This window comes from Bacteroidia bacterium (genome assembly GCA_041391665.1).
Lineage (GTDB): Bacteria > Bacteroidota > Bacteroidia > J057 > J057 > JAGQVA01.
On the sequence record JAWKNO010000001.1, the window covers coordinates 1955661 to 1982001 of the forward strand.

21 protein-coding genes are annotated in these 26341 nt (G+C 47.8%); 14 read left to right on the forward strand and 7 right to left on the reverse strand.

Annotated elements, in window-relative coordinates:
• The first annotated feature begins 11 nt into the window (after positions 1–11).
• Together gldE and R3D00_08275 are read left to right on the forward strand one after the other, a co-directional pair.
• Positions 12–1409: a gliding motility-associated protein GldE gene (gldE, locus tag R3D00_08270; GenBank protein ID MEZ4773163.1), complete on the forward strand. Its 1398-nt coding sequence runs from the start codon at positions 12–14 to the stop codon at positions 1407–1409.
• Between the two features lie 9 nt (positions 1410–1418).
• Complete coding sequence (locus R3D00_08275) at positions 1419–1997, forward strand: hypothetical protein (protein MEZ4773164.1); 579 nt, start codon at positions 1419–1421, stop codon at positions 1995–1997.
• Positions 1998–2001: 4 nt separating this feature from the next.
• Here R3D00_08275 and R3D00_08280 read toward each other — a convergent pair whose 3' ends face one another.
• Positions 2002–2418, reverse strand: a complete 417-nt coding sequence (locus tag R3D00_08280) for a transcriptional repressor (protein ID MEZ4773165.1) — start codon at positions 2416–2418, stop codon at positions 2002–2004.
• A 159-nt stretch (positions 2419–2577) separates the two neighbouring features.
• Between R3D00_08280 and R3D00_08285 the strand changes: the two genes are divergently transcribed.
• The 4 genes from R3D00_08285 (at position 2578) to R3D00_08300 (ending at position 4552) form a co-directional block, all read left to right on the forward strand.
• Entirely contained in the window at positions 2578–2736 is a 159-nt protein-coding gene (locus R3D00_08285; GenBank protein ID MEZ4773166.1) for a hypothetical protein, read from the forward strand.
• A gap of 506 nt (positions 2737–3242) precedes the next feature.
• The gene (locus R3D00_08290; protein ID MEZ4773167.1) at positions 3243–3758 is read left to right on the forward strand and encodes a hypothetical protein; all 516 of its coding nucleotides are present in this window, start codon (positions 3243–3245) and stop codon (positions 3756–3758) included.
• 49 nt (positions 3759–3807) lie between these two features.
• Positions 3808–4161 carry a hypothetical protein gene (locus R3D00_08295; GenBank protein ID MEZ4773168.1) on the forward strand — a complete coding sequence of 118 codons (354 nt, stop codon included), beginning with the start codon at positions 3808–3810 and terminating at the stop codon, positions 4159–4161.
• Positions 4162–4291: 130 nt separating this feature from the next.
• Positions 4292–4552: a hypothetical protein gene (locus R3D00_08300; protein ID MEZ4773169.1), complete on the forward strand. Its 261-nt coding sequence runs from the start codon at positions 4292–4294 to the stop codon at positions 4550–4552.
• A 32-nt stretch (positions 4553–4584) separates the two neighbouring features.
• On the opposite strand, the gene R3D00_08305 is transcribed toward R3D00_08300, so the two are convergent.
• From R3D00_08305 to R3D00_08320, 4 genes are all read right to left on the reverse strand, one after another.
• Complete coding sequence (locus R3D00_08305) at positions 4585–5661, reverse strand: DUF3500 domain-containing protein (GenBank protein MEZ4773170.1); 1077 nt, start codon at positions 5659–5661, stop codon at positions 4585–4587.
• A 71-nt stretch (positions 5662–5732) separates the two neighbouring features.
• Positions 5733–10337: a discoidin domain-containing protein gene (locus tag R3D00_08310; GenBank protein MEZ4773171.1), complete on the reverse strand. Its 4605-nt coding sequence runs from the start codon at positions 10335–10337 to the stop codon at positions 5733–5735.
• A 122-nt stretch (positions 10338–10459) separates the two neighbouring features.
• The gene (locus R3D00_08315; protein ID MEZ4773172.1) at positions 10460–15010 is read right to left on the reverse strand and encodes a discoidin domain-containing protein; all 4551 of its coding nucleotides are present in this window, start codon (positions 15008–15010) and stop codon (positions 10460–10462) included.
• 102 nt (positions 15011–15112) lie between these two features.
• A complete protein-coding gene (locus R3D00_08320; protein ID MEZ4773173.1) occupies positions 15113–16513 on the reverse strand; it encodes an aldehyde dehydrogenase in 1401 nt (466 codons plus the stop codon).
• A 153-nt stretch (positions 16514–16666) separates the two neighbouring features.
• Between R3D00_08320 and R3D00_08325 the strand changes: the two genes are divergently transcribed.
• From R3D00_08325 to R3D00_08345, 5 genes are read left to right on the forward strand one after another with little or no spacing between them, the layout of a single operon-like run.
• On the forward strand, positions 16667–17446 hold the full coding sequence (locus R3D00_08325) for an enoyl-CoA hydratase-related protein (GenBank protein MEZ4773174.1): 780 nt from the start codon (positions 16667–16669) through the stop codon (positions 17444–17446).
• A 7-nt stretch (positions 17447–17453) separates the two neighbouring features.
• On the forward strand, positions 17454–18608 hold the full coding sequence (locus tag R3D00_08330; protein ID MEZ4773175.1) for a 3-hydroxyacyl-CoA dehydrogenase NAD-binding domain-containing protein: 1155 nt from the start codon (positions 17454–17456) through the stop codon (positions 18606–18608).
• Between the two features lie 9 nt (positions 18609–18617).
• Positions 18618–19832 carry a 3-oxoadipyl-CoA thiolase gene (pcaF, locus tag R3D00_08335; protein MEZ4773176.1) on the forward strand — a complete coding sequence of 405 codons (1215 nt, stop codon included), beginning with the start codon at positions 18618–18620 and terminating at the stop codon, positions 19830–19832.
• Positions 19833–19843: 11 nt separating this feature from the next.
• Positions 19844–21898: a phenylacetic acid degradation bifunctional protein PaaZ gene (gene paaZ, locus R3D00_08340; protein ID MEZ4773177.1), complete on the forward strand. Its 2055-nt coding sequence runs from the start codon at positions 19844–19846 to the stop codon at positions 21896–21898.
• A gap of 56 nt (positions 21899–21954) precedes the next feature.
• The gene (locus tag R3D00_08345; GenBank protein MEZ4773178.1) at positions 21955–22443 is read left to right on the forward strand and encodes a hypothetical protein; all 489 of its coding nucleotides are present in this window, start codon (positions 21955–21957) and stop codon (positions 22441–22443) included.
• 9 nt (positions 22444–22452) lie between these two features.
• Here the strand turns inward: R3D00_08345 and R3D00_08350 are convergent, their stop codons facing one another.
• A complete protein-coding gene (locus R3D00_08350) occupies positions 22453–23187 on the reverse strand; it encodes an RluA family pseudouridine synthase (protein MEZ4773179.1) in 735 nt (244 codons plus the stop codon).
• A 6-nt stretch (positions 23188–23193) separates the two neighbouring features.
• Positions 23194–23922 carry a SprT family zinc-dependent metalloprotease gene (locus tag R3D00_08355; protein ID MEZ4773180.1) on the reverse strand — a complete coding sequence of 243 codons (729 nt, stop codon included), beginning with the start codon at positions 23920–23922 and terminating at the stop codon, positions 23194–23196.
• Between the two features lie 190 nt (positions 23923–24112).
• Here R3D00_08355 and R3D00_08360 point away from each other — a divergent pair, with 190 nt between their 5' ends.
• From R3D00_08360 to R3D00_08370, 3 genes are read left to right on the forward strand one after another with little or no spacing between them, the layout of a single operon-like run.
• Positions 24113–24496 (forward strand): STAS domain-containing protein, encoded by a 384-nt coding sequence (locus R3D00_08360; protein ID MEZ4773181.1) that lies wholly within the window; start codon positions 24113–24115, stop codon positions 24494–24496.
• 38 nt (positions 24497–24534) lie between these two features.
• Positions 24535–25458: a ribonuclease Z gene (locus R3D00_08365; GenBank protein MEZ4773182.1), complete on the forward strand. Its 924-nt coding sequence runs from the start codon at positions 24535–24537 to the stop codon at positions 25456–25458.
• A gap of 39 nt (positions 25459–25497) precedes the next feature.
• Complete coding sequence (locus tag R3D00_08370) at positions 25498–26280, forward strand: queuosine precursor transporter (GenBank protein ID MEZ4773183.1); 783 nt, start codon at positions 25498–25500, stop codon at positions 26278–26280.
• Positions 26281–26341: the final 61 nt, after the last annotated feature.

The following is a 26341-nucleotide window of genomic DNA, read 5'->3' on the forward strand; positions in this document are numbered from 1 at the left end:
ATTCGAAAGTCGTGGACCCGGACCCTGGGAATTTTTTAACCCATACGATCATTCTGCTGGACCAATTGTCGTTATGGCCTGAACTTATCGGGCACTACCTTCTTTTTTTCCTGCTTATTTCCATCTCCTTTATCGTTTCTGCGACAGAGGTTGCCTTTTTTTCTCTCTCCAAATCGGATATCGAGGAATACAAACAAAACTCCGCCCGTGATTCCCAGCGAATCTGGCAGTTGATCAGCCTGCCCAAACGCCTGCTCGCTACCATTCTGATTTCCAATAACTTTGTCAATGTATTTGCGATTCTCGTCGGCTCTACGATTATCCAGGCCTATGCAAAAGCTTATGACTGGTCTGCCTATAATCTCAACTTTTTTATGGGGGGCTCCGAATTTTCCCTTACCCTGGAGTTTTTGCTGAATCTGGTGCTCATTACCAGCATTATTCTTTTTTTCGGTGAAATTATTCCTAAGGTATATGCTGCCAAAAACCGGCATGTGATTGTGAAACGTGTGGCTGTGCCGCTGGAGATTTTACGCACACTTTTTAAGCCGCTTGCTTATATTTTGATCGAAGGAACCCGTTTTATCGACAATAAATTTAAAGTAAAAGAAACCAACGCCTCACTCGATGACCTCCGACACGCGATTAATATTACCGCCACGGATGAGGCTAGCAAGGAGGAAAAGGAGATTCTCAAAGGTATTGTCAACTTCAGCAATATTACCGTAAAAAGCGTCATGCGGGCAAGGGTGGATGTAACTGCCATCGATTTGCATATGTCCTTCGAAGAACTAATGAGTTTTATCAACGAACATAATTTTTCCCGTCTGCCGGTATATGAAGAAAGTCTGGATAATGTAAAAGGCATCCTGCATATCAAAGACCTATTACCTTATCTCAAAACTGATAGCCCTGATCTGGATATTCAGTCTCTGCTGCGGGATGTGCATTTTATCCCGGAAAGTAAAAAAATCGATTCCCTGCTGGAAGAGTTCAAAAGCCAGCGTATTCATATTGCCGTTGTCGTGGATGAGTTTGGCGGTACAGCGGGAATCGTTACCCTCGAAGATGTGATTGAGGAGATTTTTGGAGAAATCAACGATGAGTTTGACAGCGAAGACTGGGTTTATACCAAGATGTCGGAGGAGGAATATATTTTCGAAGGGCGCATTTCGTTGATAGATGTAAAGAAAATAGTGGGTCTTGAAGACGATGTTTTTGAAGATGCCCGTGGCGATAGCGACAGTATTGGCGGGCTGATTTTGGAACTTCACGGCAAAATTCCTTCTGCAGGGGATATGATTTTATACAGAAACTACGAGTTGCATGTCGAGTCGGTCAGCAAAAACCGGATCAATATGGTCAAATTTGTCATAAAAAAAGAAGATGAACAGTTAAAATCTGCTTAATTCGGGTGTATGCAAAAGCAAATATTTTTTCTCGCAGGTGTACTGCTGTTTCTTTTATCCGGTTGTGAGGAATACGTGCCTTATCCCCGCCCATTTGGTTTTTATCGGATTGATATTCCTGCGCAGACTGAGCATACACAGTTTTCCACTCAGGTGTGCCCGATGACTTTCGAATATCCCGCTTATGGAGAAATTTCCCGCAGTTCGTCAGATTCCTGCTGGGTAGATATTCATTTCCCTTCTTACGACTGCAAATGGCATATCACCTACCGCACCGCTGATAAAAAACTGAAAGATCGCAATTCCCACTATGAGGATTATCGCCATCTGATCTATCAGCATAGCAAAAAAGCTACTCAAATTAAAGAGACTCCGCTTTCTGTACCGGCAGGACAAGGCGTTTTGTTTGAAATATATGGGAATGTCGGAACCCCTGCGCAGGTATTTCTTTACGACAGTACGGAAACGCAGATTGTTATGATGTCTTTTTATTTCCAGACAGCTTTAAAAAATGATTCCCTTCAGCCTGTCATCAATTATATGAAAGGCGAAATAGGGCATATGCTGGAAACTTTCCAGTGGGAATAAGATATTAACTGCAAAGCGGGCATGTACCCTGAAGCAGCACATTTACCTCCGTAAGTTTGTAGCCGGAAGGCATTTGAATGGCGGGAATACGCACCTGATCCACACATGAAGTTTTGCCACACACTTCACATTTGAAGTGAATATGGTCGTGATGGTGGTCGTGACCTTCCAGGCAGTCTGTCGGGCAGAGCGCATATTTCATCGCACCGGCATCGTCGAGGACTTTGTGTACAATGCCTTTTTCGAGAAAAGTGGAAAGCGTGCGGTAAATGGTTACCCTGTCGCAGTTGTGGAGGAGGGCAGATTCGATTTCTGACTCACTAAGTGCGACTTCCCGCTGGAAAAAAACTTCCAGAATGGCATTCCTGCTGTCTGTGACGCGGAGTGAATGGCTGCGAAGAATCTGGCTGACAGATGACATGAGGCAAAGATACGGAAATTTTCTGGAACTCTGTGAAACGCTGCACAACTGAAGAGTCCCGGTTATTTGGATAAGAATATCTCCCGTTTTCGAATATTTTCCCTATCTTCTAAAAACATGTTCGACACCACACCCAGCCATCACTAAAACCCAATATACATGCAAAAACATATGCTTTTCGCCCGACAAACCGTCTCCACGCAAGAAGGCCAGTGGCTATGGGATACGCGGGAGGTGCCGGATGGCATCTATCTCTATGAGTTGCGCACGGAGGCACAGGAATTGCTGGCACAGGGGAAAATTGTAGTGAAGAAATAGAATCACCTACGGTTGGGAATCTTGGGTTTTACGCAAAGTTTTGCAAAGGAATCGCAAAGTTTCGCAAAGAGAAAAGGGCAAACTCCGCGGAACTCTGCGTGGCACTTTGCGTTACTCTGTGTTCAAAACCTGGGAGCCGATCTCCGATCAATATCCCTAAAGTTTACGCAAAGTTTCGCAGAGGAATCGCAAAGGTCTCGCAAAGAACGCTAAGAACTCCTTTGCGTATTTTGCGGTTCTTGGCGGACTTTGCGTGAAACCTGCGGTTGGGTATATTTCACTCATGCGGATGCGGGCTCCGTTGGATAGTACTCGCATTGATTTGATATTTATTAATCAAATGGCTTGTATTTTTTTATTTTATTTATCATATTACAGGTATTGTAAACCATAAAAAATCACAATCCGATGAATTATTCAATCTTGGTAAAGAAAAGCTCTCTCTCTCTCTCTCTCTTAGAGATAGACTCCACGCGAAACCCGGTATTTCAGGATCTGAAAAGCTGGTGAGTTTTATTCGAATCCTTACAATCATTTGTTTTGGGCTGACCTTTTCCTTGTGCGATGTAACGGCAGGAAATGTTGTAAAAGCGAAATCCAAAAGCAGTGGTTTCATTGAATTTGCCCATAACCCGTTCAACACTTTTCCATTTGCTCCAGACTCACTATTTGAAAAGTATTTTAACTTACTAACATACTTAGCTACTAAAATCCAAGAGGATTCTCTTTATGTTGAGAGTGATGAATACGCTCAATTAAAATCTCAACAGGCTCTCATCGAAAATAATATAAATGAAACTTACAATTTGGATACCCTGAGTGAGCAAGAGGCGTATAACCTTTTTGAAGAACAGTATCAGGAATATATTGATGAGGGAGAACCGGAGCAGACTACTCTTACATGCCTCGCATTATATGTAACTTGTTTGGCGTCGGGAGGTTCGGGAAAACTTTGTATGCTACTTTACGAAATATGCAATCAAATAGGTCCACCCAATCCTAACTATAATCCCAATTATTAAAAGCGGAAGATTCTACCCGAAGGTTTTTGTGAAGAATAATTATTCAATTATGAACACTCATGGTTTTGAAATAAAAATCAATGGTGAACGCCTTTGTAGGGCAGGGTTTGATACTGGTCAATATGTTTTGGCTTGTGCGCTGGATTTAAAAAGAGAAACAGGGGAATCTTCAGATAGGATGGAGATTAATGTAATTGGTACTGAAGAAAATACCACCAAACAAATCATTTGGTTATTACAAAAGGCTTTGCTGAAAGGCGATCAAATTTCCATTGAAGTAATTACTGGAAATTTCGATCCACCTTTGTATCAGTACACTTTTCCAAACACTACAGCCATTGATTTCGAAAACGATTCAATCGAAGATATACTGGATCGTGGGAGAGATCTTTTTGACAACTAGTTTTGGCTTGTTACTCGTTCTTCTGACTTTAACCTTTACAAATATGAAAACCAATGGGTTAGAAATTTCACTTAACGGTCAGCCCCTCTGCCGGGCAGGATTCAAAGCGGATCGGTATCACCTGACCTGTATGCTACAGATAATCAAACATGCCGAGCAAGCTTCTGACCAGATCGAGATGATTGTTGGAGGTACAGAGGGATCGACTCTCAAATTAGTCAACTGGGTGGAGCAAACTCTCCGGGAAGGAGATAAAATTACTATTCAGGTAGTTTCCGGCGGCGATTACGAACTCCCTCAATCTTCTTTTGACACGAAACAGGATCTCAATACATCGGCATGGTTAAATAGCTCACTCAAAGATCTACTTGATTCTAACCAATCGCTTTGAATGCTCCGTTTTGTTAGGAATGTGAATGTATTTCACTCATGCGGATGCGGACTTTGCTCGTAATGCCTCCGCAGTAAATCTTCTCCGAAGTCGTTTTCCAGGTCGCGGACGGTCGTGTGGATGTGGTTGGCGTTGTTTTGGATATTGTCGTATTCGATCAGGGTAACAGGGCCGTGGATGCGGTAATAGTGTGCATCGCCGGGTTCGATTCCGCCCATCCACGCGAAGTAGAGGTTTTCTTTTCCGGCTTTTTCTATTTTTGCCCGCTGCGTATCAGCAATGTCTGTTTCCATATTGTCGAGGAATACATTCATCAATTCCCACAGTGCAGCCTGCTGTCCTTCATTCATCTCGCCCCAGGTGATGCCCTCAAAGGCTTCGAGACTGGCTTTGCGTTTGGTGCCGGTGATAATGTCGGCAGGTGCTTCTGGTGCGATAATGGCTTTTGCCTGCTGGCCTGCGTCCAAACTTTTGATCAGGGCGCGGGCGAGATCCTGCTCTTTTTTCAGTACTTCGGTTCCCTTTTTGGGGCCATCCAGCACAATCGCCGGATTGGTAGCCATAAAGGCGGGTGTGGCGGATACCTGCCGTGTTACGCTCGAAAAACTGAGCGACAGGTGATGTCCTTCAAATCTCCAGGCCCAGGGTTCGTCGTGAGAAGGGGTGCCGAAAATTGACACAAAGTACAATTCTGTATTGCGGCGCGGTCCTCCGGGCTCCAGTCCTTCGATGACGCGGAGCACTTCTTCAAGTTGGATGATGCTGGTAGCTTTGCGGTAACCTTCATCGCTGACCACGGTATTGAGCAGATCCATGGCTTTTTTGCGCTGATCTTCGCTCATATCCCGGAGCGGAAGGCCTTTTCTTTCAATCGGAACAAAATTAACATTGTATTTTTCTTCATGATCAAAGGAGAAAGTCGCCTGGGCTTTCTGTTCTTCTGACAGGGACGCCAAAAAATCCTCTGCCGCATGGGTCATTGCATGCATGGTAGCGTGTTCGACGGTAAGGGTGTCGGATTGTTGGGTTGAACTGGAGGGTTTGCAGCCAACCAGTGTTGCCATTACAGTGAAAAAAAGGCTTATGAGGAGGAAGGTAAGCTTGTTCATGAGTAGTAGTATTTGCCGGAATTTTTAGTTTATCGTTGTAAGATAATAAAAATTCCGGCAAATACAGCGCGTTACCGCAGAATCAGTTTTTCGGTAATGGTTTCACTTCCGTTGTTTACGGTTACGTAGTAAATGCCTGACGTCCAGCGGTGTATAGGTAAATTCGCTTTTTCAAATGTGGAGGGCTCTGGTTTGCGGAGGTGATACAGAAGCTGCCCACTTTGGTTATAGACATGAACCTGAAGCTGGCGGGTGCGGATGGTGTGAATTTCCAGATTGGCTTCAGTAGTGGCCGGGTTGGGAAAAACATTGATAGCTAATGGTTTTACCGGTGCCGAAAGATTGAGTTCAACCGTATTGCTGTAGGCGTATTTCCCGTCGTAATCTACCTGTCTGATCCGGTAATAAATTTTTTCGGACTGGTGGCTGTAAATGTCGGTATCAAGGTGCCAGTAAGTCTGTATCAGATCGGTTGTGCCGGCGCCTTTGATGGTTCCAATTTCTGTAAAACTCATTCCGTCCGTGGTTCTTTCTACGGAAAAATAGTCATTGTTCAACTCTCTGGCAGTCGCCCATTCGAGCAGGGCATTTTCACCGTCCTGGGTTACCGTAAAGTCCAGCCATTCGACCGGAAAGGAAACACCTGTACCGTCACCGAAGGTAAAAATATCTCCGTCATGGAAAATGATGGGCGTGTAAAGGTACGTTCCCCCGTCAATGAGGCTATATACATTTGTGTTGGGATTGGCGGGAAAATTGGTCTCTCCACTGCTGTTGCGGTAAATGGCCGTAACGTTGGCGGGCAGGGAAGCTTTGGCTATACGAAGGGTAACGACGCCGACGTTGCCGGTGTTCTGTACTTTCCATATTCTGTTTACGCCGTTGTCGGCGCCGCTGTACAAAGTTTTACCCAATGCGGCTACGCTCCCGTTGTCATCTCCCCAAATGAGGAAACTGCGGTCGTCGGGAAAAGTGGCTGTGTTGGCTGCGTTGCTTGCGGGAAATACACCTCCGTTGCTTCCATGAAATATTTCTACACTGCTGGTTCCTTTTGCCTGTCGCTGGTCAATGGCGCTTCGCGTATCTCTGCCTATGCCTGTGATCCGGTTGTCGTATCCGCTTCCGGTGTTCCATGCAATCGTACCTGTACTGCCGTCCCAGTCAGATGCGTAATAGTCGTGGGAGAGCGGAATGCCGTATTGGATGGCCAGGTAGGTTTCCACACGCTGGCGTTCAGGGGTGGTGAGGGCCGAACTGAAGGCGACAATTTCTGCAATACTGCCGGTAATTCCTCTGCCGTTGAAGGCTCGGTCCCGCCCCAGATACCAGGTGTAGTTTCCTGTTTCATTGCTCTGGAGAATACGCGAGTGGATTTGTACCGAAGCCGGACGCGGATGGGTAAGCAAATTGGTCAGGGTTCCGTTGACGTAGTTTTCTCCGTTTTTGGATTTGGTTGGGGTATAGGTATTGTTGAATACGTCGGGAGTACCGGTATCGTCTCCGTGAAAAAGGCCGTTGCCGTTATTGTTGGTGAAAGGGGTTTCCCAGGCCGCGGTGGAGGTGTGGTTATAGACGATAAAGAAACTTCGTATATCGGGGTTTCCGGTGAGGGTAAAATAGTCATCTCCGCCTGATTTGTCGAAACTCAGCACGTCGTTGTAATTCAGTGCGGCGGGCGAATGCTGGGGTGCTCCTCCTCCCAGCGAAAAGTCAAACCCTTTTCCGCTCTGATCTTCCCAGGTGTTGGTGCCTGAAATACCAGTACTTCCTTTGAGCCAGAGTTGGAGGTCTGACGAAATGCCACCCGGACTGCTGCAATCGCCCATACGGGCCATGATGTCGAGTTCTGCAACCGAAGTCCACGGATTGCTGTTTACTTCTGAAAGTGCTACCAGCCGCACATATCGGGCATACTGGGGGCTGAAGTCCACGGCATGTTCATCGCTGGTGGAAGGGAATGTGCCTGTGGCAACGGCTGAACCCCAGTTGGTTCCGTCATTGCTGAGAAAAAATTCGTAGTCTTCGATGTTGCCATTTTGCGATCCGTCCTGGCGTGGATAATACCGGAATCCGGTGATTTCCAGTGTTTCGCCGAGATCGAGCTGCAACTCGTGCGGATGGGCGGGACTGCCTCCGGTATATTGCGTATGCCAGAATGTGCTGAAGTTGCCGTCAAAGGCGTTTTGTGCAGCATTGGCCGCGCCGGGTTCTTCACTGCTGACAAAATGCAGGCTGATCTGGTCGTCGGGTACGGGTGCTGATTCACAGCCGGGATCGAGGCTGAGGATCCAGTCTTTTAAAACTGAGATATAGGCGGTATCGACCACGCTTTTGGCAAGCGGGGGCATGGCGTCTGCGTCCACGCTGTTGTCCCTTATATACATGATAGAACGGGCGAGGTCTTTGGGTTTGATCACCGCATCGTCTGTAAACCCATAGCTGCCCTGAAGCGAACCATTTACCAGGTTTTGCTGATTGAGCGGGGTGGAAAACCGCGCATCGAAATTGGCGCCCACTCCGTTGGGCTGGTGGCAATGGGCACAATTGGCGTCGAGATAGGAGCGCACACGATATTCAGGCGTAGCGGTGTTGTCGCTGATCGGAACGGATTTGGGGTAGGTGGGAATATTCGGTTCGCTGACCGGATTGGAAAAAATGCCCAGATGGTTCCATGTGCGGAGCTGATTGTCGGTGACGCCCGAGCCATAGGTGAGGTCTCCATTGAGCTGGTGCGTGCGAAGGCCCAGCACATTTTCGGCGTTGTCGTTGTGGCAGGAAAGGCAGTTTGCCCTGCTGGGTATGCTCCATACGCGGTTGCTGACTGATCCGTTGCTGTGGGTAATGGCGTACTGGATCGTATCTGCTCCGGTCAGCAGTGTCGCTTCGGTTCCTGCTTTGTTCCATTTGTAAGTCACACCATAAACGCCTCCTCCCTGTTGTCTGATGAGGAATCTCGTTTCCAGTCTTCGCACCAGCGAGGGGTTGTTTTCATCGAGGGGAATTTCAAAATGTTTGACAAAAACGGTTCCTTCGGGAAATCGCCAGTTTCCGTTTTCTGAAAAAGTAACCTGTTCGCCTGCCGTATTGTGCGTACCGTCATTGGGAATAGCTACCCAGCGTTGTTTGTGTGCGGCGTCAGACCAAAGGGGCGAATTGACATTGTAGGGGAGCAATCCTCCGGAAGGGGTAAGGTTGATGAGGTCGGTAAATGCTCCGGTAGCGGAAAGCAAAGCCGGCGGCTCCGGCGAAACTGCCTGCGGCACGAGTTTATAAATTTTCCCGCCGTCGAGGTTGGTTCCATAGAGTTTGAGCACATACACTTCTCCGGTAGAGTCTGTGGCAAAAGCAGAGATTCCGTTTTTGTCTCCGGTGCCAAAAGCGGGAAGGGTAGTGAGGTAATTGACCTGAGAAGTGCCTGTAAACGGGTCGTAGTCGAGGGTCCATACTTTGCGCTGTCCGTGGTCTCCAAAAATGTATTTCCCCCCCAGTACCGAAGCCCATTTGCTGCCGCGATAAACAAAACCTCCGATGACACAATTTCCTTCACTGCGCGGATAGTCATACACGGGAAATTTTTCTGTACCAATCAGTGGATTGGGTTTTGCTTTAAGGCTGCCCACGGAGCTTTGGTCGAGATTTCCTTCGCGGTAAGGCCACTGAAGGTTGCCGCCTTTGGGTACAAGACTCACTTCTTCGCGCGTGCCCTGGCCGATATCGCCTACCCAAATATCGCCGGTGACCGTATCCATGGTCATGCGGTGCGGGCTTCGAAGGCCGATGGCATAAAATTCTTCCAGCACAGAGCTATCCGCCGGCGCCTGCCAGGGGTTGTCATTGGGGATAAAATATCCCTGTGAAAAGCTGTTGGGCCAGCCTGTCGGCGGCGTAGCGGGGTTTAGGGGCTGCCGGCGTATCGGGTGGCTGCGAGTAGGATCCATGTCCACATCGATGCGAAGCGCACCCGCCAGAAGGCCTTCGTTGATTTTCTGGCCGTTGTTGTACTGATCATAGGATCCTCCTTCATCGCCTATCGAAAGGTAAAGAAATCCGTCGGGGCCAAAAAACATGCCGCCTCCGTTGTGCCACTCGTGGCGGTCGTATTGTCTGATGAGGATATATTCTGATAAAGGATCAATGACCTGGGTGGCAAAATTGTAATTCCAGCGCGAGAGGATCAGGTAGGCGAGTTGACCCTGCACCGTAGGGCCGTAGGCGCGGTAATAGGTGTAGATATATTCGCGGTTGGGGCTGCCGGGCAGGCCAAACTCAGGGTGAAAGGCAGCGCCGAGAAACCCCGCATCACCGGAGGTGATGACCTTGCTCTCAATATTGAGGATCGAGGTTTTGCTGCTGGTGGTGGTATCGTTTTTTTCGAATGTCCATAGCCTGCCTTTTTTGCCTACCATCATAAACTTTGTGGAAAAAGGCATTTCCAGCAATTGCACCGGATCCATAAAGGTGAGGTTGGGATAGGCCTCTACTGCTGTCCATGAAGACGAACTCGAAGGCGTCTGGGATGGAAACAGGTTGTTGAGGTATGTTCCGACTGCCTGGGGCGTATCCAGCCCATAGTCGAAAATACGCGGAGGAACGACCATGCCGGTGATTACCAGAAAAACAGTAAGCGCAGCGAAAAAAGCGGCTGGTTTTTTCTGAAAAAATGGGGGAATTTTCATGGAAACTTATTCAAATAAAATCATTGCCTGTTGACGCAGGGTGTTTCATTTGGGATGGTTTCTTTGGTTCGCTGCAAATAGCCGATTCCTTTACAAAAATTGAATGATTGTTTAATGAATGGTTATTTTTGGGGTCTGATTAGTAATTTTTGTGTTACAATATCCCACCCATTGTCAATTCTGACAAGATAGACGCCTGAAGCCCACTGGTGTACGGGCAGCGATAGAATTTCTTCACTTTTGGGATCGGGTTTTCGGTAGTGATAAAGCAGCTGCCCGCCCGCGGTGAATACTTCGGCTTGCAGCAACTGGGTTTTTATTGTCTGAATATTTAGGATGGCGTGATCTTCTGCCGGATTGGGAATAATACGCAAGGTGAGCGGCTGTTCAGTCTGAAGGGGATAAAGTGCCTTCGTATTGCTAAGGGCGTAGGTGCCATCGCGGTTGATCTGCCTGATTCTATAATATAAGACTTCGGCGTGCAGCCTGAAAATTTCTTCGTCGGAATACCAGTAAGTGCTGAGCGCCGAAGTTGTTCCCGATGCTTCCACTCGGCCAATTTCAGTAAAATTTGCGCTTCCGGTTGATCTTTCCACAGAAAAGTATTCACTTTCGGTCTCTCTCGCTGTTACCCATTGCAGCAAGGCATTTTCTCCGTCCTGAATCACTTGCAAGTCTAGCCATTCGACAGGAAAAAGTTCGCCTTCTCCATCGCCAAACGTGAATATATCGCCATCGCTGAATATGACCGGCGTTGAGAGATAATCACTGCCACTGGTCAATGTATAAACTTTTGTATTGGGGCCAGCCGGAAAAGTGGTCTCTTGCTGGTTATTGATATAGATGGCAGAAACGTTTGCGGGAAGGGCATTTTTTGCGATTCGCACAGTAACCAAACCGGTATTGCCTGTATTTTGCACTTTCCACACGCGGTTTAAGGTTTTGTTCTCTCCTCCGTAAATGGTTTTCCCCAGTGTATTGATGCTGCCGTTATCGTCTCCCCAAATCAGGAAACTGCGATCTTCGGGAAAACTATGGGGGTTTTCCTGGTTGCTGGCGGGAAATATGCCTCCGACATTGCCGTGATAGATTTCCACCGGCCCTTGCCCTTTTGACTGCCGCTGGTCGAGGGCAGAATAAAAGTCTTTTCCGATACCCGTTATGCGGTAGTCATACCCTTCTCCCACATTCCATACGGTTGTTCCGCTACTTCCGTCCCAGTCTGAGGCGTAATAGTTGTGCGAAAGGCTGATGCCATATTGAATGGCCAGATAAGTCTCCACCCGCTGGCGTTCGGGCAGACTGAGTGGAGCATTAAATGCAATTACTTCTGCAATATTGCCTGTCATTCCTCTTCCATCGAAGTTGCGGTCAATACCTGCAAAATAGTTAAAAGCGCCGGACTCGTTTGCCTGAAGGATGCGGGAATGAATTTCCATTGTGGAGGGGCGGGCGTGATTGAGCAGGTCTGTCCGGGTTCCGTCGACGTAGTTTTCTCCGTTTTTGGATATCGCCGGTGTCCAGATATTGTTGAAAACATCGGGGGTATTGGTATCATCGCCGTGAAAAATGCCGTCAACATGATTGTTGGTAAAAGGGGTTTCCCATTCGTTTTTGCTGGTATGATTATAAACGATGAAAAAACTCCGGATGTCAGGCCCGCCATACATTCCCAGCGCGTCTTCTCCATCGGTTTTGTCAAAGGCAATTGCTCCGTTGAAATTGATCTTTCCGGGCAAATATTGCGGATTCCCTCTGATAATATTAAAATGATAGCCTTTTCCGCTCTGGTCATCCCAGGTATTCGCTGCTGAGATTCCCGAACTTCCTTTCAGCCAAAGCTGAAGGTCGGCTGAGGTGGCACCCGGGCTGCTGCATTCGCCGGTTTTAGCCAGAATATCGAGTTCTGCGACGGATGTCCATGGGTTGCCATCAACTTCAGAAAGTGCAACCAGACGCACATATCGCGCAGTTTTGGGGTTAAAACTGACTTCTGCTTCTGTTCCGGTGATGACAAATTCTCCTACCGCCGCGGGGGCTCCCCAATCGGTTCCGTTTTCGCTGAGATAAAATTCATAATTCGCAATCGTTCCATCCGGAGCGCCATCCTGTCTCGGGTAATAGCGAAATCCGGTGATTTGTTTGGGTTCGCTGAGGTCGAGTTGCAGTTCATGCGGATGCGCTGGGCTACCGGTTGCAAACTCCGTTTGCCAGAAGGTGTCGTAATCTCCGTCAAAGGCTTTGTCGGCAGTATGGCCTGAACCTGCTGCTTCGCTGTCAGCGAAGTGGAGCCTGATCTGCGAATCAGGAACGGGTGCCGGCTCGCAGCCGGGGTCAAGGCTGAGTATCCATTCTTTCAGTACCGAAATATACTGTGTGTCCACCACGCTTTTTGCCAAGGGTGGCATAGCATTAAAGCCTGTGCTTTTATCGCGGATATATAGGATGGAGCGTGTCGGGTCTTTGGGTTTGATCACTGCCTGGCCAGTGATTTCATAATTGCCCTGGAGCGAACCATTGACCAGCCGCTGCTGATTCAGCGGGGTGGTAAAACGCGCATCAAAATTTGCTCCTGCGCCATTGGGCTGATGGCAGTGGGAACAATTGGCGTCGAGATAGGAGCGCACCCGGTGTTCGGGTGTGGCACTGGTGTCTGTGATGGGTACAGACTTCGCATATCCGGCGATCTGGGCTTCGGTTATGGGGTTGGAAAAAATGTCCAGATGGTTCCATGTGCGCAGCTGATTGTCTGAAACACCTGAAGATGGGTAGGTAAGTTCTCCGTTGAGCTGATGGGTGCGGAGCCCGAGTACATTACCGGCGTTGTCGTTGTGGCACGACATACAGTTTGCCCGGCTGGGAATGGTCCAAACCCGGTGACTGACATCGCCATTGCTGTGCGTAATGGTGTATTGAATGGTGTCTTTATCAGAGAGTAAAGTGGCTTCTGTTCCTTCTTTATTCCATTTGTAAGTAATGCCATACACGCCGCCTCCCTGCTGCCGGATCAGAAAACGAGTTTCCAGTCTGCGCACAACAGAAGGGTTGTTTTCGTCGAGGGGAATTTCGAAATGTTTGACAAAAACGGTTCCGTCGGGGAATAACCAGTTGCCGTTTTCTGAGAAGGTTACCTGTTCTGCCTGCGAATCAAACGCCCCGTCATTGGGAATTGCCACCCATCTTTTTTTATGGGCGCCATCAGACCATAGTGGCGAATTGACGGTATAGGGAATCAGCCCATCTTTTGTGGTGAGATTGGCGAGGTCTGTAAAAGCGCCTGTTTCTGACAGCAAAGCGGGGGGTTCGGGGGAAATGGCCTGGGGCACAAGTTTGAATATTTTCCCACCGTCGAGGTTTGTGCCAAATAGTTTCAGCACATACACTTCCCCCACCGAATCGGTGGCAAAGGCAGAGATTCCGCTTTTATTTCCTTCTCCGAAGTAGGGCACGGTGGTAAGGTAATTGACCTCTGAAATCCCTGAAGTCTCGTCATAATCGAGGGTCCACACCGTGCGTTGCCCGTGGTCGCCGAAAATATATTTTCCGCCAAGGACGGTATTCCATTTTTCTCCCCGGTACACAAACCCGCCGATTACACAATTTCCCTCACTGCGTGGGTAGTCAAAAACGGGCGTTTTTTCTGTTCCGATCAGGGGATTGGGTTTGGGCTTAAGGTTGCCGATCAGGTTTTGTCCTAAACTTCCTTCGCGGTAGGGCCACTGAAGGTTTCCGCCTTTAGGCACAATGCTCACTTCTTCTCTGGTATCCTGTCCTACATCTCCGACCCAGATTTCACCGGTGGTGGTATCTATTGCCATTCGGTGGGGACTGCGAAGACCGATGGCAAAAAATTCTTCGAGAATTGTGCCGTCTGGCGACTGCCAGGGATTGTCGTCGGGGATATAATACCCCTGTGTGAAACTGCCGGGCCAGCCAGCCGGAGGAGGGCCTGGATTGACCGGCTGCCTTCGAATCGGGTGGCTTCGGCTGGGGTTCATGTCCACATCAATACGGATAACCCCGCTAAACAGCCCTTTGTCGATTTTTTGCCCATCATCATACTGGTCATAAGCGCCGCCTTCATCGCCGATGGATAGGTAGAGATATCCTTCATTGTCAAAAAACATTCCCCCGCCATTGTGCCATTCGTTTCGGTCAAATTGTTTGATGAGGATATATTCAGATGTGGGATCAATGACCTGTGTGGTGAAGTTGAAATTCCATCGGGAGAGAACCAGGTAGGCGAGTTGTCCCTGTAAGGTCGGGCCATGGGCACGGTAGAAGGTATAGATATAAGCCTGATTGGGATTGCCGGTCTGCCCAAACTGCGGGTGAAAAGCAGCGCCGAGCAGCCCCGCATCATCTTCGGTGATGACCTGATTTTCAATATTGAGGATAGTGGTTTTGCTGGTGGTGGCGGTGTCTTTTTTATCAAATGTCCACAGCCTGCCTTGTTTGCCCACAATCATAAATTTTGTGGAATGGGGCATTTCCAGCATTTGCACGGGATCGGTAAAGGTGAGGTTGGGATAGGCCTCTGCGGCTGTCCATGAAGATGAACTTGATGGCGTTTCTTCGGGGAAGATATGACCGAGAAAGGTTCCGGTAGCTGATGGCGTATCAAGCCCGTAATCAAGGATTTTGGGCGGGAAAATCATGCCGCTGATCACCATGAAGATTGTACAAACCGCAAAAAATATTATTGGTTTTTTGTACTGCGGAAGTTTCGTTAAATGCATTGTTAGTCAGTGAATGGATTCCCGGAGCTTAAATTTTCAGTCAAATACCCACTGGGCGAGGTCAACTTTTCGGTTGTTGTAGGGCGGATAACGAAGCGGGTTGTCGTAGAAATTTTTAGTTTTCATCACGCTTTTAAAGTGGGAAAATGTACGAAAACTTTCTTCCCCGTGGTAGCTTCCCATTCCACTGCTGCCTACACCGCCAAAAGGCAGATGCGGGTTGGCCAGATGAACCATGGCATTGTTGATACAGCCGCCGCCGAAGGGTATGCGTTGGATAAACTCGTCTGAAGTTTTATCATTTTGGGTAAAAATGTAAAATGCCAGTGGCTGCGGATTTTTTTTCACGATCGAAAGGGCCTCTGCCTGGGTTTTCCAGGTGAGCACAGGCAGTATCGGGCCAAATATTTCTTCCTGCATGAGCTTGTTTTCCGGTCCTGTGTTTTCTATTACTGTGGGCGCAATGTACAGGTCTTCCCGGTCGGTCTGCCCTCCTGCGACAATATTTCCTTCGTGCAGGTATTTTTCAAGAACATCAAACCTCCGGTGGTTGATGATTCGGGCATAACTTTCGCTTTGCTGCGGATTATCGCCAAAAAATGCATGGATATAATGCCGCATTCGCTCTACGAGCCGGGTTTTCTGGCTTTCATGGACGAGTACGTAATCAGGCGAAACACAACTTTGGCCCGCGTTGAAATATTTGGCCCAGGCGATGTGTTTTGCTGCGGTGTCAATATCGACTTCACTGTCAACGATGGCGGGGCTTTTTCCTCCAAGTTCCAGTGTTACGGGGGTGAGCGTTTTTGCAGCGGCCTGTGCGATGATTTTTCCTACGGGAGTACTGCCTGTGAAAAAAATATGATCAAAGCGAATGGTTTCCATTAACCTGCCGACCACCGTTGCTCCATCGCCTGTGACAATATGAATATAGGCCGGATCAAAATTTTCTGAAACCATTTTTTCCATCAGGGCAGAAGTCCGGGGCGCAAGTTCTGAGGGTTTGAGAAATACCGTATTGCCTGCGGCAATGGCACCAACGAGCGGCGAAAACAGCAGCATAAAGGGATAGTTCCATGGTGCGATGATCAGAACGGTTCCTTTGGGTTCGGGGAGAATACGGCTGGTGGTAGGAAAAAGTACAGCAGGAGTTTTGACTTTTTCCGGAGCCATCCAGGCTTTTAAATGGCTGAGGGCAAAAGCAATTTCGTCATATACCAGCCCGATTTCACTGGTAAAAGCTTCAAACACTGGTTTTCGGAGGTCGGCTTGCAGGGCCGCAATAATTTCCTGCTCATGGTCTTTGATGACCGTTCTCAGTTGTTTTAGCTGAGCTGCCCTGAATGCATATTCGCGGGTTTTTCCGCTTTCAAAAAAAATCTGCTGCTGCTGATAGCGGAGGTGATAAGTTGAGTCTGATTGCGGGGTATGTGACATGGTGCCGGATATTGAAATCGTCAATTACTACGAAAATAGGCATTCTGTGGCAATAATTCGCCCATATCATAAAGCGGTATATTTTCTCCGCCTTCTGCTTCATTTTGACCACCTGTATGATTAACTTGCATAGTCAATCAAACACCTACCTGTATGAGTTCAATCCTTTTTGATAAAATAGAAGGAATAGGAAAAATCACCCTCAACCGTCCGGAGGTTTATAATAGCTTCAATCGCGAAATGGCCCTTGACTTACAGGACAGACTGGACGAATGTGCGGTGGATGACAATATCCGGGCGGTGATGATTACCGGAAGCGGGAATGCTTTTTCTGCCGGGCAAGACCTGAAGGAAGTTACTGACCCTGATGAAAACCCGGGGTTTCAGGTCATTCTTCACGAACATTTCAACCCGATTATCCGCCGTTTGCGCGAATTGAAAATTCCTGTTGTTGCCGCTGTTAATGGCGTAGCTGCGGGGGCGGGAGCGAATATAGCTCTGGCCTGTGATGTGGTCATTGCTGCGGATACCGCCTATTTTGTGCAGGCATTCAGCAAGATCGGGCTGATCCCGGATAGTGGGGGTACATTTTTTTTACCAAGGCTGATCGGCTTTCAGAAAGCCCTGGCAATTGCTATGCTGGGGGATAAAATCTACGCCAATGATGCCGAACGTATGGGAATGATCTACCGGTCTGTTCCTGCACATGAGTTTGAGGCTTTTATCTGGCATATTGCCCATACGCTGGCGGCCATGCCTACCAAAGGACTGTGGTTTACCAAAAGAGCATTTAATAAGTCAATGAGCAATTCGCTCAATGAACAACTGGATTTTGAAGAAAAACTTCAGATCAAGGCGGGGGAAACCGACGACTACCGGGAAGGGGTAGCCGCTTTTCTGGAAAAACGCCATCCACATTTTACGGGAAAATAAACGAAACATGACAATCGGAATTATCGGCGCAGGAGCTATGGGGGGGGGGATTGCACAGGTCGCCGCCGCTGCCGGCGCGGGAGTAAAAGTGTACGACAAATACGACCAGGCACTGGTTGCCTGCGATTCGGGCATCCGGAAAATCATGAACAACCTCATCCAGAAAGGGAAACTTTCTGCTCACGCCGCCAATGAAATCCTTGGACGCATCGACTACGCCGCCGAATTGGACGAACTAGCAGGCTGCGACCTGGTGATAGAGGCCATTGTCGAAGATCTGAGCGTAAAAAAAACGATATTCTACGAACTGGAAAGCGTAGTCAGCGGGCATTGTATCCTCGCAACTAATACTTCCTCTCTCTCCGTCACATCGATCGCTGCCGCCTGCCAAAATCCTGAAAGGGTAGTGGGCATCCATTTTTTTAACCCCGCACCACTCATGCGACTGGTTGAAATTATTCCTGCGGTGCAGACTGCTCCTGCGATTGTTCAACAGGCACGAAATATCATAGATTCCTGGGGAAAAACTACTGTAATCGCCAGGGATACGCCAGGTTTTATCGTCAACCGTGTGGCACGCCCCTTTTATGGCGAAGCCCTGAAGATATATGAAGAAGGTACTGCCTCTTTCGCAACGATAGACTGGGCCATGACTGAGATAGGGGGATTTCGGATGGGGCCATTTGCCCTGATGGACTATATCGGGCATGATGTGAATTATGCGGTAACAGAGTCTGTGTTTACAGCCTTTTATTTTGACAACCGTTACCGTCCCTCCTTCTCACAAAAAAGAATGGTAGAGGCAGGGTATCTGGGTAAAAAAGCAGGAAGAGGTTTTTACCATTATACAGAAGCGGCGATTCCTCCCGAACCGGTAAAGTCAGAAAATACAGGGAGAATGATCGTGGACAGGATCGTCGTTATGCTCATCAATGAAGCAGCCGATGCACTTTTTCTCGGAATAGCCAGTCGGGATGATCTGGATAAAGCCATGACTTTAGGCGTAAATTACCCCAAAGGACTGCTGCAATGGGCGGATGACATAGGCATACAAATCTGTGTGGAGCAAATGGACAAACTATCTGACGAATATCGCGACCCCCGCTACCGTTGCAGTCCCTTGCTGCGTCGTATGGCAGAAACGGGGGAGACATTTTACTAAAAAGGAATGATGAAAGAGGCCTATATCACAGATGGGGTCAGAACCCCGATAGGAAATTTTCGGGGAAGTCTGTCCGTCGTTCGTACCGATGATCTGGCGGCGATTCCCCTCCGGGAACTGGTGCGCAGAAATCCGCAAATTCCCGCCGATGCCTGGGACGAGGTAATCATGGGTTGTGCCAACCAGGCTGGCGAGGACAACCGCAATGTCGCCCGGATGAGCCTTCTTTTGGCGGGGTTGCCGGTAAGTGTTCCCGGCGAAACGGTAAACCGGCTTTGTGCTTCAGGTATGTCGGCAATTATCCATGCCAACCGCGCCATTAAAGCCGGGGACGGCGACTTGTTTTTGTGTGGCGGGGTGGAAAATATGACCCGCGGGCCGTGGGTGATTTCGAAAGCCTCTGCGCCTTTCGGTCAGGATGCGCAAATGTTTGATTCCAGTTTTGGCTGGCGGTTTGTCAATCCCCGGATGGAGGAAATGTATGGGACCGAAGGTATGGGGCAAACTGCGGAAAACCTCGCCGAAAAATATAGGATCAGCCGTGAGGATCAGGACCGTTTTGCCTGGCACTCACAGATGAAAGCATCGCGCGCACAAAAGGCGGGACGGTTTGCCGAAGAGATTGTGCCGGTAGAAATTATCCGGCGGAAACAATCACCGCTGATTGTGAGCGAGGATGAGTTTATCAAACCCGACACAACACCGGAGGTGTTGGCCCGGTTGCGTCCCGCCTTCAAAAATGAAGCCGAAGGTGGTACGGTTACGGCAGGCAATGCCTCCGGCCTGAATGATGGCGCCGCAGCCGTAGTCGTGGCGTCAGATGATGCGCTGAAGCGCTTTGGCATCCGGCCCCTGGCAAGAATTGTCGCTTCTGCGGTAGTAGGTACAGAACCCCGTATCATGGGAATCGGCCCGGTCGAGGCATCTGAACGCGCACTGAAAAAAGCCGGTCTGGCGATGACAGATATGGACATTATCGAAATCAATGAAGCGTTTGCCGTGCAGGTACTTGCCTGCACCCGGGCATTGGCACTTGCCGATGATGATCCAAGGATCAATCCCAATGGCGGCGCCATTGCCCTGGGCCATCCCTTAGGAATGAGCGGTACACGTATTGTGTTGACTGCCGCGCTCGAACTTCAAAAACAAAACAAGCGATACGCCCTCGTTACCATGTGCATCGGGGTAGGACAGGGGTATGCGACGATTATTGAAAGGACCTGATTTATCTGGAAATGACTACAAAACTTACGAACCTCGCTTTAGGAAAATGGATACCCCACGAAGGTGCGGGCATTCCCCAATACAATGCCGTAACTGGTGAGCTCATCGCAACCTGCGGAAGTGAAGGGCTGGATTTTGCCGAAATGATGCGCTACGCGCGCCGCACGGGCAATCCCAACCTCCGCAAAATGACCTTTCAGCAGCGTGGGCTTATGCTGAAGGCGCTTGCTCTTTATATGCATGAAAGGCGAAAGCAATATTACCCGGTCAGCTATCAGACCGGTGCAACCAAAGGCGATAGCTGGGTGGACATTGATGGGGGAATCGGTACGCTGTTTGCTTACGCGAGCCTCCGCCGGAAATTTCCCAATGAAACCTATCATGTGGATGGCGAAACGGTAGGGCTTTCAAAGGGCGGCACTTTTATCGGGCATCATATCATGGTTCCGCGTCGCGGCGTGGCGGTTCATATCAATGCATTCAACTTCCCGATATGGGGAATGCTGGAAAAATGTGCGGTCAACTGGCTGGCCGGAATGCCCGCAATTGTCAAAGCCGCAGAGCCCAGCTCTTTTGTTACTCATGCTTTTGTGCGCGATATGATCGCCTCCGGCATTCTGCCTGAAGGCGCGCTGCAACTGGTTTGCGGCCCGGGAGAAGGAATTCTGGAGCCGGTTACCTCGCAGGATGTAGTAACTTTCACGGGTTCTGCTTCCACCGGGCGTTTGCTCAAAGCCCATCCCAATATCATCGAACATGCGGTGCCCTTTACCATGGAAGCTGATTCCCTCAATGCCGCAGTATTGGGTGAAGATGCTGTGCCCGGAACGGAAGAGTTTGACCTCTTTGTGAAAGAAGTTCGCCGGGAAATGACCCTGAAATGCGGGCAGCGCTGTACGGCCATTCGCCGCATTCTTGTTCCAGAAAACCTGATAGAAGACGTGCAGATTGCCATTTCAAAAGAACTGGCAAAAACCACCATCGGCAATCCTGCGGACGAATCTGTACGCATGGGAGCTTTGGTAAGCCGGGTTCAGTCAGAAGAAGTAGCCCGGAGGGTAAATGAACTTGCCCTTCAAAGTGAAATTGTCTTTGGTGGGTTGGATCAGCCATTCGAAGTGATGGGAGCGGATCGGGAGAAAGGTGCTTTTTTTGCCCCTGTGTTGCTCCGCAATGACCGTCCGTTTGATAATCTGGGTTCGCATGAAATTGAAGCATTTGGACCGGTAAGCACGATTATGCCTTATAAAAATCTGGATGAAGCGATCGAACTTACCCATCTGGGGAAAGGTTCGCTTGTGAGCACTATTGCTACTTTTGATGACAAACTGGCCCGTGAGTATGTGATGGGTGCGGCTTCCCATCACGGTCGTATTTTGGTACTAAACCGGGAAAGCGCAAAAGAAAGTACGGGGCATGGTTCGCCCATGCCAATGCTTGTACACGGCGGGCCGGGAAGGGCAGGGGGAGGAGAAGAAATGGGCGGAATGCGCGGAGTCAAACATTACCTTCAGCGGTGTGCGATTCAGGGTACGCCCACAACGATTACCGCAGTTACGAATGTTTTTCAACAGGGAGCAAAATATATAGAAACGCCTGTTCATCCTTTTCGCAAACATTTTGAAGAGTTGGCGGTAGGGGAAACGGTCATTACCCATAAACATACAGTTACCGAGGCTGATATTGTAAACTTTGCCAACCTTTCGGGAGATAATTTTTACGCGCATATGGATGTAACTTCCCTGGACGGAACGATTTTTACGGGTAGAGTAGCGCACGGATATTTTGTGTTGTCCAAAGCCGCAGGTTTATTTGTCGATCCGAAGAAAGGGCCGGTTTTGCTGAACTATGGACTGGAGGAATGTCGGTTTACCAAACCTGTTTATCCGGGTATGACCATCGGGGTAAAATGTACGGTAAAAGAAAAAGTAGATCAGGAAAAAAAGACCCCGGAAGATGTCGCCAAAGGGATTGTGAAATTTTTAGTGGATGTATATGACGAAACAGGCGAAACCGTTGCTATCGCCACAATTTTGACAATGGTCAAAAAATTAGATCAGCAGTAAATTTGTGGAATTTCTGTAGCTATATTTGTTGATACCACCACTAATTACAACATGATATGAAACCTGTCCGGTTGATTTTGATTCTTAGTCTTGCCCTGTTTTTGATGACATTATCAGGCTGTAAAGGGACAAAATCCCTGGCTTCCACCAAATACCAGACCCGCTATCTGCCTGCGGTTGTTGCGGATCTCTATTTGGGTATGCCGATGAAAGCCGCAATCGCAGCTCACCCCGGAATGAAGTTTGATTCCGACGATGATTTCCGCAAGTCCTATATTGAGACATTCGATAGCGATGGCCTTTCCAATATCACCTATTATTTTGATGATAATGCGGAAGGGTCATTGTATGAGTTTATCATCGAGTATGATAATGCGGAAGAAAGGGATGCGGTGGCTGCAAAATATTTGGGTAAGCCCAACTATGAAGACAATACCGAATGGCTCTACGACAGCCGTGAAGGTTTTAATATCCACGCATGGAATTACAATAGCAAACTGGTTATTGTCGGTGTGATCAAAGGTACGGAATGGTCTGAGGAATAACGACTGGGTTTAGCTATTGTATTTTTCGAGAATATTCAGGCAGACCTCAAAGTTTTTGGGATAGGGAACTGAAAACTCCACTTCTTCACCGGTGCCTGGATGCGTAAACTTCAGTGAGCGGGCGTGAAGGAGATAGCCATGGTTGATGGGTTGTTCATCTTTTCGCCCGCTGGCTACATATTTGCGTTTGATGTCGGAGAGGAGAATGTCTTTTCCTCCATAAAGTGTATCGCCTACGATAGGACAGCCAATCGCAGAGAGATGAGCCCTGATCTGGTGCATACGTCCGGTAACCGGTTCGCAGCGGAGGAGGGTAAAACTCTTAAAATTGTGTTCAGAGTTGACGATAGTGAGTGCTTTTTTCCCTGAGTGCTTATTAATGGTTACTTTCTTATTAGTTGAAATAAGCAGTGAGAGATCGATTTCCCTGTTTTCAAAGTGATGAACGCCGTGGATGATCGTTTGATAGACTTTCTTTACTTGTCTGTGTTGAAACTGAAGGGCGATATTACGGTAGTTTTCGGGTCCTTTGGCCATAAGCAGGATGCCCGAGGTGTTTTTGTCCAACCGGTGGCAGAGTTGAAGTTCGGGTAAATAAGCCTGAGACAGCTGACTCAGGTTTTGATTATTTTTATCATCGAGACTTGAGATATAAAGGGGTTTGTTGACGACCAGGATATGTTCATCTTCATGAATGATGATATCTTCAAAGCGAATGAAGGGGCGTTTTTTCTGTACTTCCATAATCTTTTATTTTCCGGGGGCATCAAGGATTCCGATTACCCAGGACATATTTTTAATTTTTGCATCAGCGGCTTTATAGCCGGGATAGAATTTATTCACCCAGTTCCAGAAGTTTTGGCTGTGATTCATTTCCCTCAGATGCATGAGTTCATGAATAATCACATAGTCAATCAGGGGTATGGGCAGAAAGATCAGGTACCAGTTGAGGTTGATATTTTTTTTCCCGCTGCAGCTTCCCCATTTACTTTTGACATTTTTGACGGAGATAACATTCACAGAGGAGCCAGTCATCTGGGCCAGGTGCTGAGTACGTTGAATGAGATATTTTTTTGCCAGCGCTTTTAATGCTGCAAAAAGGATGAGGTGTAACGGAGTTTTCTGGTCTTTGAGCGGCAGGGAAATATGTATTTGCCCATCAGCAGTCATTTTTACAGACCGTTTTGCCGCAGTAGTCATGACAAAAGGAATATACTGCCCCTGGTAGAGAATTTTGGAGTCTGCGATTTCTTTATAAAACTCTGCCCGGTTTTCCTGCAGCGCCTTCATATTGATATAGTTGCGCAAAATCCATGTTTTTTTCTTTTCGATAAAAGCCCTGGCATCATCAGTCAGCACACCGCCGGGCGTGCGGATAATCAGTTTGGGGTCAGGGCCGGCAAACTGAATGCTGATATTTCTGCTTCGGTTTTTCTCTACGAGACAGGGGATTTTTTCGCTAAGGATTTCCAGGGTCATAAGCCGGTGGCGTCACAAATCAAGTCAGAAGTTTATGGTGTAAAAATAACAACTATTTTCCCCTTAAAAAACGTATCACTCCACCTATTTGACCTTCCGGACATGATTAGCGGAAAATGAAGCCTTTGTACTTGTGGGTATTTCCCAAGATTGTGTATCTTTGACAATTGCACACGTAAACATCGGAAATATGAGATTAGAAAAAAGTGTAGAAGATAAATACACCATTATAAAACTTCTGGATGAGAAACTGGATTCTCGTATTTCTCCCGAACTAAAGGGTGAATTTATCAACCTGAATGCTCAGGGAAGTAAGAATATTATTCTCAACCTTGGAGATGTCAAATATGTGGACAGCTCCGGATTAAGCGCGATTCTGACAGCCAACCGTCTGTGTGGTACTTCAGGCGGGCTGCTGGTTATCTGCCATATCAACAGTCATGTAGAAAAGCTTATCAAAATTTCTCACCTTGAATCGGTATTGAATATCCTTCCCACGCAGGATGAAGCTATTCAGGAAGTCTTTATGGCTGAAGTAGAAAATGAAATCAGCGAAGATGCTGAAACCCTGTAGTAAACCGGCCATAATAGATCACTATAAAAAAAATACGCGTGTTTGAAGTTCAAATTCTGGGAACAAGCGCTGCCATTCCTACCAATTCAAGATTGCCCTCTGCTCAGGTTGTAACGATCAATGACCGTCATCATCTGGTGGATTGCGGTGAAGGTACCCAGATTCAACTTCTTCGGGCAAAGGTGAAATATTCCCGGTTGGATGCTATTTTTATTTCTCATCTCCATGGAGATCATATTTTAGGGGTACCGGGTTTGCTCAACTCATTGAGTTTGTATGAGCGAAACTTTCCGCTTAAACTTTTTGCGCCTTCCGGTTTGAAAGATATACTGGATCTGGTATTTGAGCAGACCCACAGTTATCTCAATTTTGAGCTGGAATTTATTCCGACAGAAGACTTCGCGCCTGGATCTGTGTTATATGAAACCGATCGTTATCAGGTGTATGCGCTTCCGCTCGAACACCGGATTTTTTGCCGGGGATTCAAGTTTGTCGAAATCAACAAACGCCCCCGTTTTGACTTCTATAAAGCCAAGGCCCTTGAAGTGCCCAATCAATACTTTGGTTTGCTGAAGCAGGGCAACCAGGTGGAGTTGGAAGACGGGAGAACTATTACCCCGGATGATGTACTCCTTCCTCCAGAAAATCCCCTTTCATTTGCTTATTGTTCGGATACCCGGTACAACGAAGAATTGATTGACCATATTCGACATACAAGACTGCTATACCATGAGTCCACTTTCCTGAATGATATGCAGGCAAGGGCACAGGAAACTTCCCATAGTACCGCATTGGATGCCGGGCGAATAGCAAGTGCGGCGGAAGTCAACCAGCTTTTGCTGGGACATTTTTCCGCACGATATAAAGATCTGAAGCCGTTTCTGGATGAAGCAAGATCCGTTTTCCCAAACACACTTCTCGCAAAAGAAGGGTATGTGTTTAATGTAAAAGATTTTGCTTAATTTACGTTGCAACAACGATTTGAGTATTGATTCTACCCGATGTACAAAAAAGAAAACCTCCTGTTTATATTTTTGGGCGGATTTTTTATCACCAATGCCCTGATAGCTGAGTTTATCGCCGTTAAGATTTTTTCACTGGAAGAAACCTTTGGTCTTGCTCCTGTGAATATGACGCTTTTTGGCGAAAGCGGGCTTGCTTTCAACCTTACCGTAGGTGTTTTGCTTTGGCCGGTCGTATTTATCATGACCGACGTGATCAATGAATATTACGGAAAACGGGGCGTAAGGCTTTTGTCATTTATGGCTGTGGGGCTGATATCCTATGCCTATCTGATGGTACTGCTGGCCATGAAAGTAAAACCTGCAGGATTTTGGCTCGAGCTGAATGCCGATATCACACCAGATATTAATGTGGCTTTTGGCCGCATCTTTGGCCAGGGGCTTTGGATTATCATTGGTTCCTTATGTGCTTTTCTCATCGGCCAGCTGGCCGATGTGCGGGTCTTTCATCTACTTCGAAAGGTGACCGGCTCTTCCAAAATCTGGCTGCGAGCGACAGGTTCTACGCTGGTTTCTCAATTGATCGATAGCTTCGTCGTACTTTTTGTAGCTTTTTATATAGGACCTCCGCCCGAAAGAAAATGGACGCTGATCATGGTGCTTACCATTGGATCAATGAGTTACATCTATAAGTTTTTTATGGCAGTGGTACTCACCCCCCTGATTTATCTGTTTCACGAAGTGATCGATGCCTATTTGGGCAAAGAGCGGGCAAACCGCCTTATCGAAATCGCCGCAGGTAATATTCCCCATGACGAATAAACCAGGGGATAATTGAATTTCTTACCTTTAATTATTCAATTTTTATGGAATAAATTCCATA

Coding starts and splice junctions, on each gene's coding strand:
- R3D00_08275 (MEZ4773164.1), top strand. CDS start 1,419: ATGCAAAAGCAAATATTTTTTCTCGCAGGTGTACTGCTGTTTCTTTTA.
- R3D00_08280 (MEZ4773165.1), bottom strand. CDS start 2,418: ATGTCATCTGTCAGCCAGATTCTTCGCAGCCATTCACTCCGCGTCACA.
- R3D00_08355 (MEZ4773180.1), bottom strand. CDS start 23,922: ATGACCCTGGAAATCCTTAGCGAAAAAATCCCCTGTCTCGTAGAGAAA.
- R3D00_08360 (MEZ4773181.1), top strand. CDS start 24,113: ATGAGATTAGAAAAAAGTGTAGAAGATAAATACACCATTATAAAACTT.
- R3D00_08330 (MEZ4773175.1), top strand. CDS start 17,454: ATGACAATCGGAATTATCGGCGCAGGAGCTATGGGGGGGGGGATTGCA.
- R3D00_08370 (MEZ4773183.1), top strand. CDS start 25,498: ATGTACAAAAAAGAAAACCTCCTGTTTATATTTTTGGGCGGATTTTTT.
- R3D00_08285 (MEZ4773166.1), top strand. CDS start 2,578: ATGCAAAAACATATGCTTTTCGCCCGACAAACCGTCTCCACGCAAGAA.
- R3D00_08300 (MEZ4773169.1), top strand. CDS start 4,292: ATGCTACAGATAATCAAACATGCCGAGCAAGCTTCTGACCAGATCGAG.
- R3D00_08295 (MEZ4773168.1), top strand. CDS start 3,808: ATGAACACTCATGGTTTTGAAATAAAAATCAATGGTGAACGCCTTTGT.
- R3D00_08325 (MEZ4773174.1), top strand. CDS start 16,667: ATGAGTTCAATCCTTTTTGATAAAATAGAAGGAATAGGAAAAATCACC.
- R3D00_08350 (MEZ4773179.1), bottom strand. CDS start 23,187: ATGGAAGTACAGAAAAAACGCCCCTTCATTCGCTTTGAAGATATCATC.
- R3D00_08345 (MEZ4773178.1), top strand. CDS start 21,955: ATGAAACCTGTCCGGTTGATTTTGATTCTTAGTCTTGCCCTGTTTTTG.
- R3D00_08310 (MEZ4773171.1), bottom strand. CDS start 10,337: ATGAAAATTCCCCCATTTTTTCAGAAAAAACCAGCCGCTTTTTTCGCT.
- paaZ (MEZ4773177.1), top strand. CDS start 19,844: ATGACTACAAAACTTACGAACCTCGCTTTAGGAAAATGGATACCCCAC.
- R3D00_08315 (MEZ4773172.1), bottom strand. CDS start 15,010: ATGGTGATCAGCGGCATGATTTTCCCGCCCAAAATCCTTGATTACGGG.
- pcaF (MEZ4773176.1), top strand. CDS start 18,618: ATGAAAGAGGCCTATATCACAGATGGGGTCAGAACCCCGATAGGAAAT.
- R3D00_08320 (MEZ4773173.1), bottom strand. CDS start 16,513: ATGTCACATACCCCGCAATCAGACTCAACTTATCACCTCCGCTATCAG.
- R3D00_08305 (MEZ4773170.1), bottom strand. CDS start 5,661: ATGAACAAGCTTACCTTCCTCCTCATAAGCCTTTTTTTCACTGTAATG.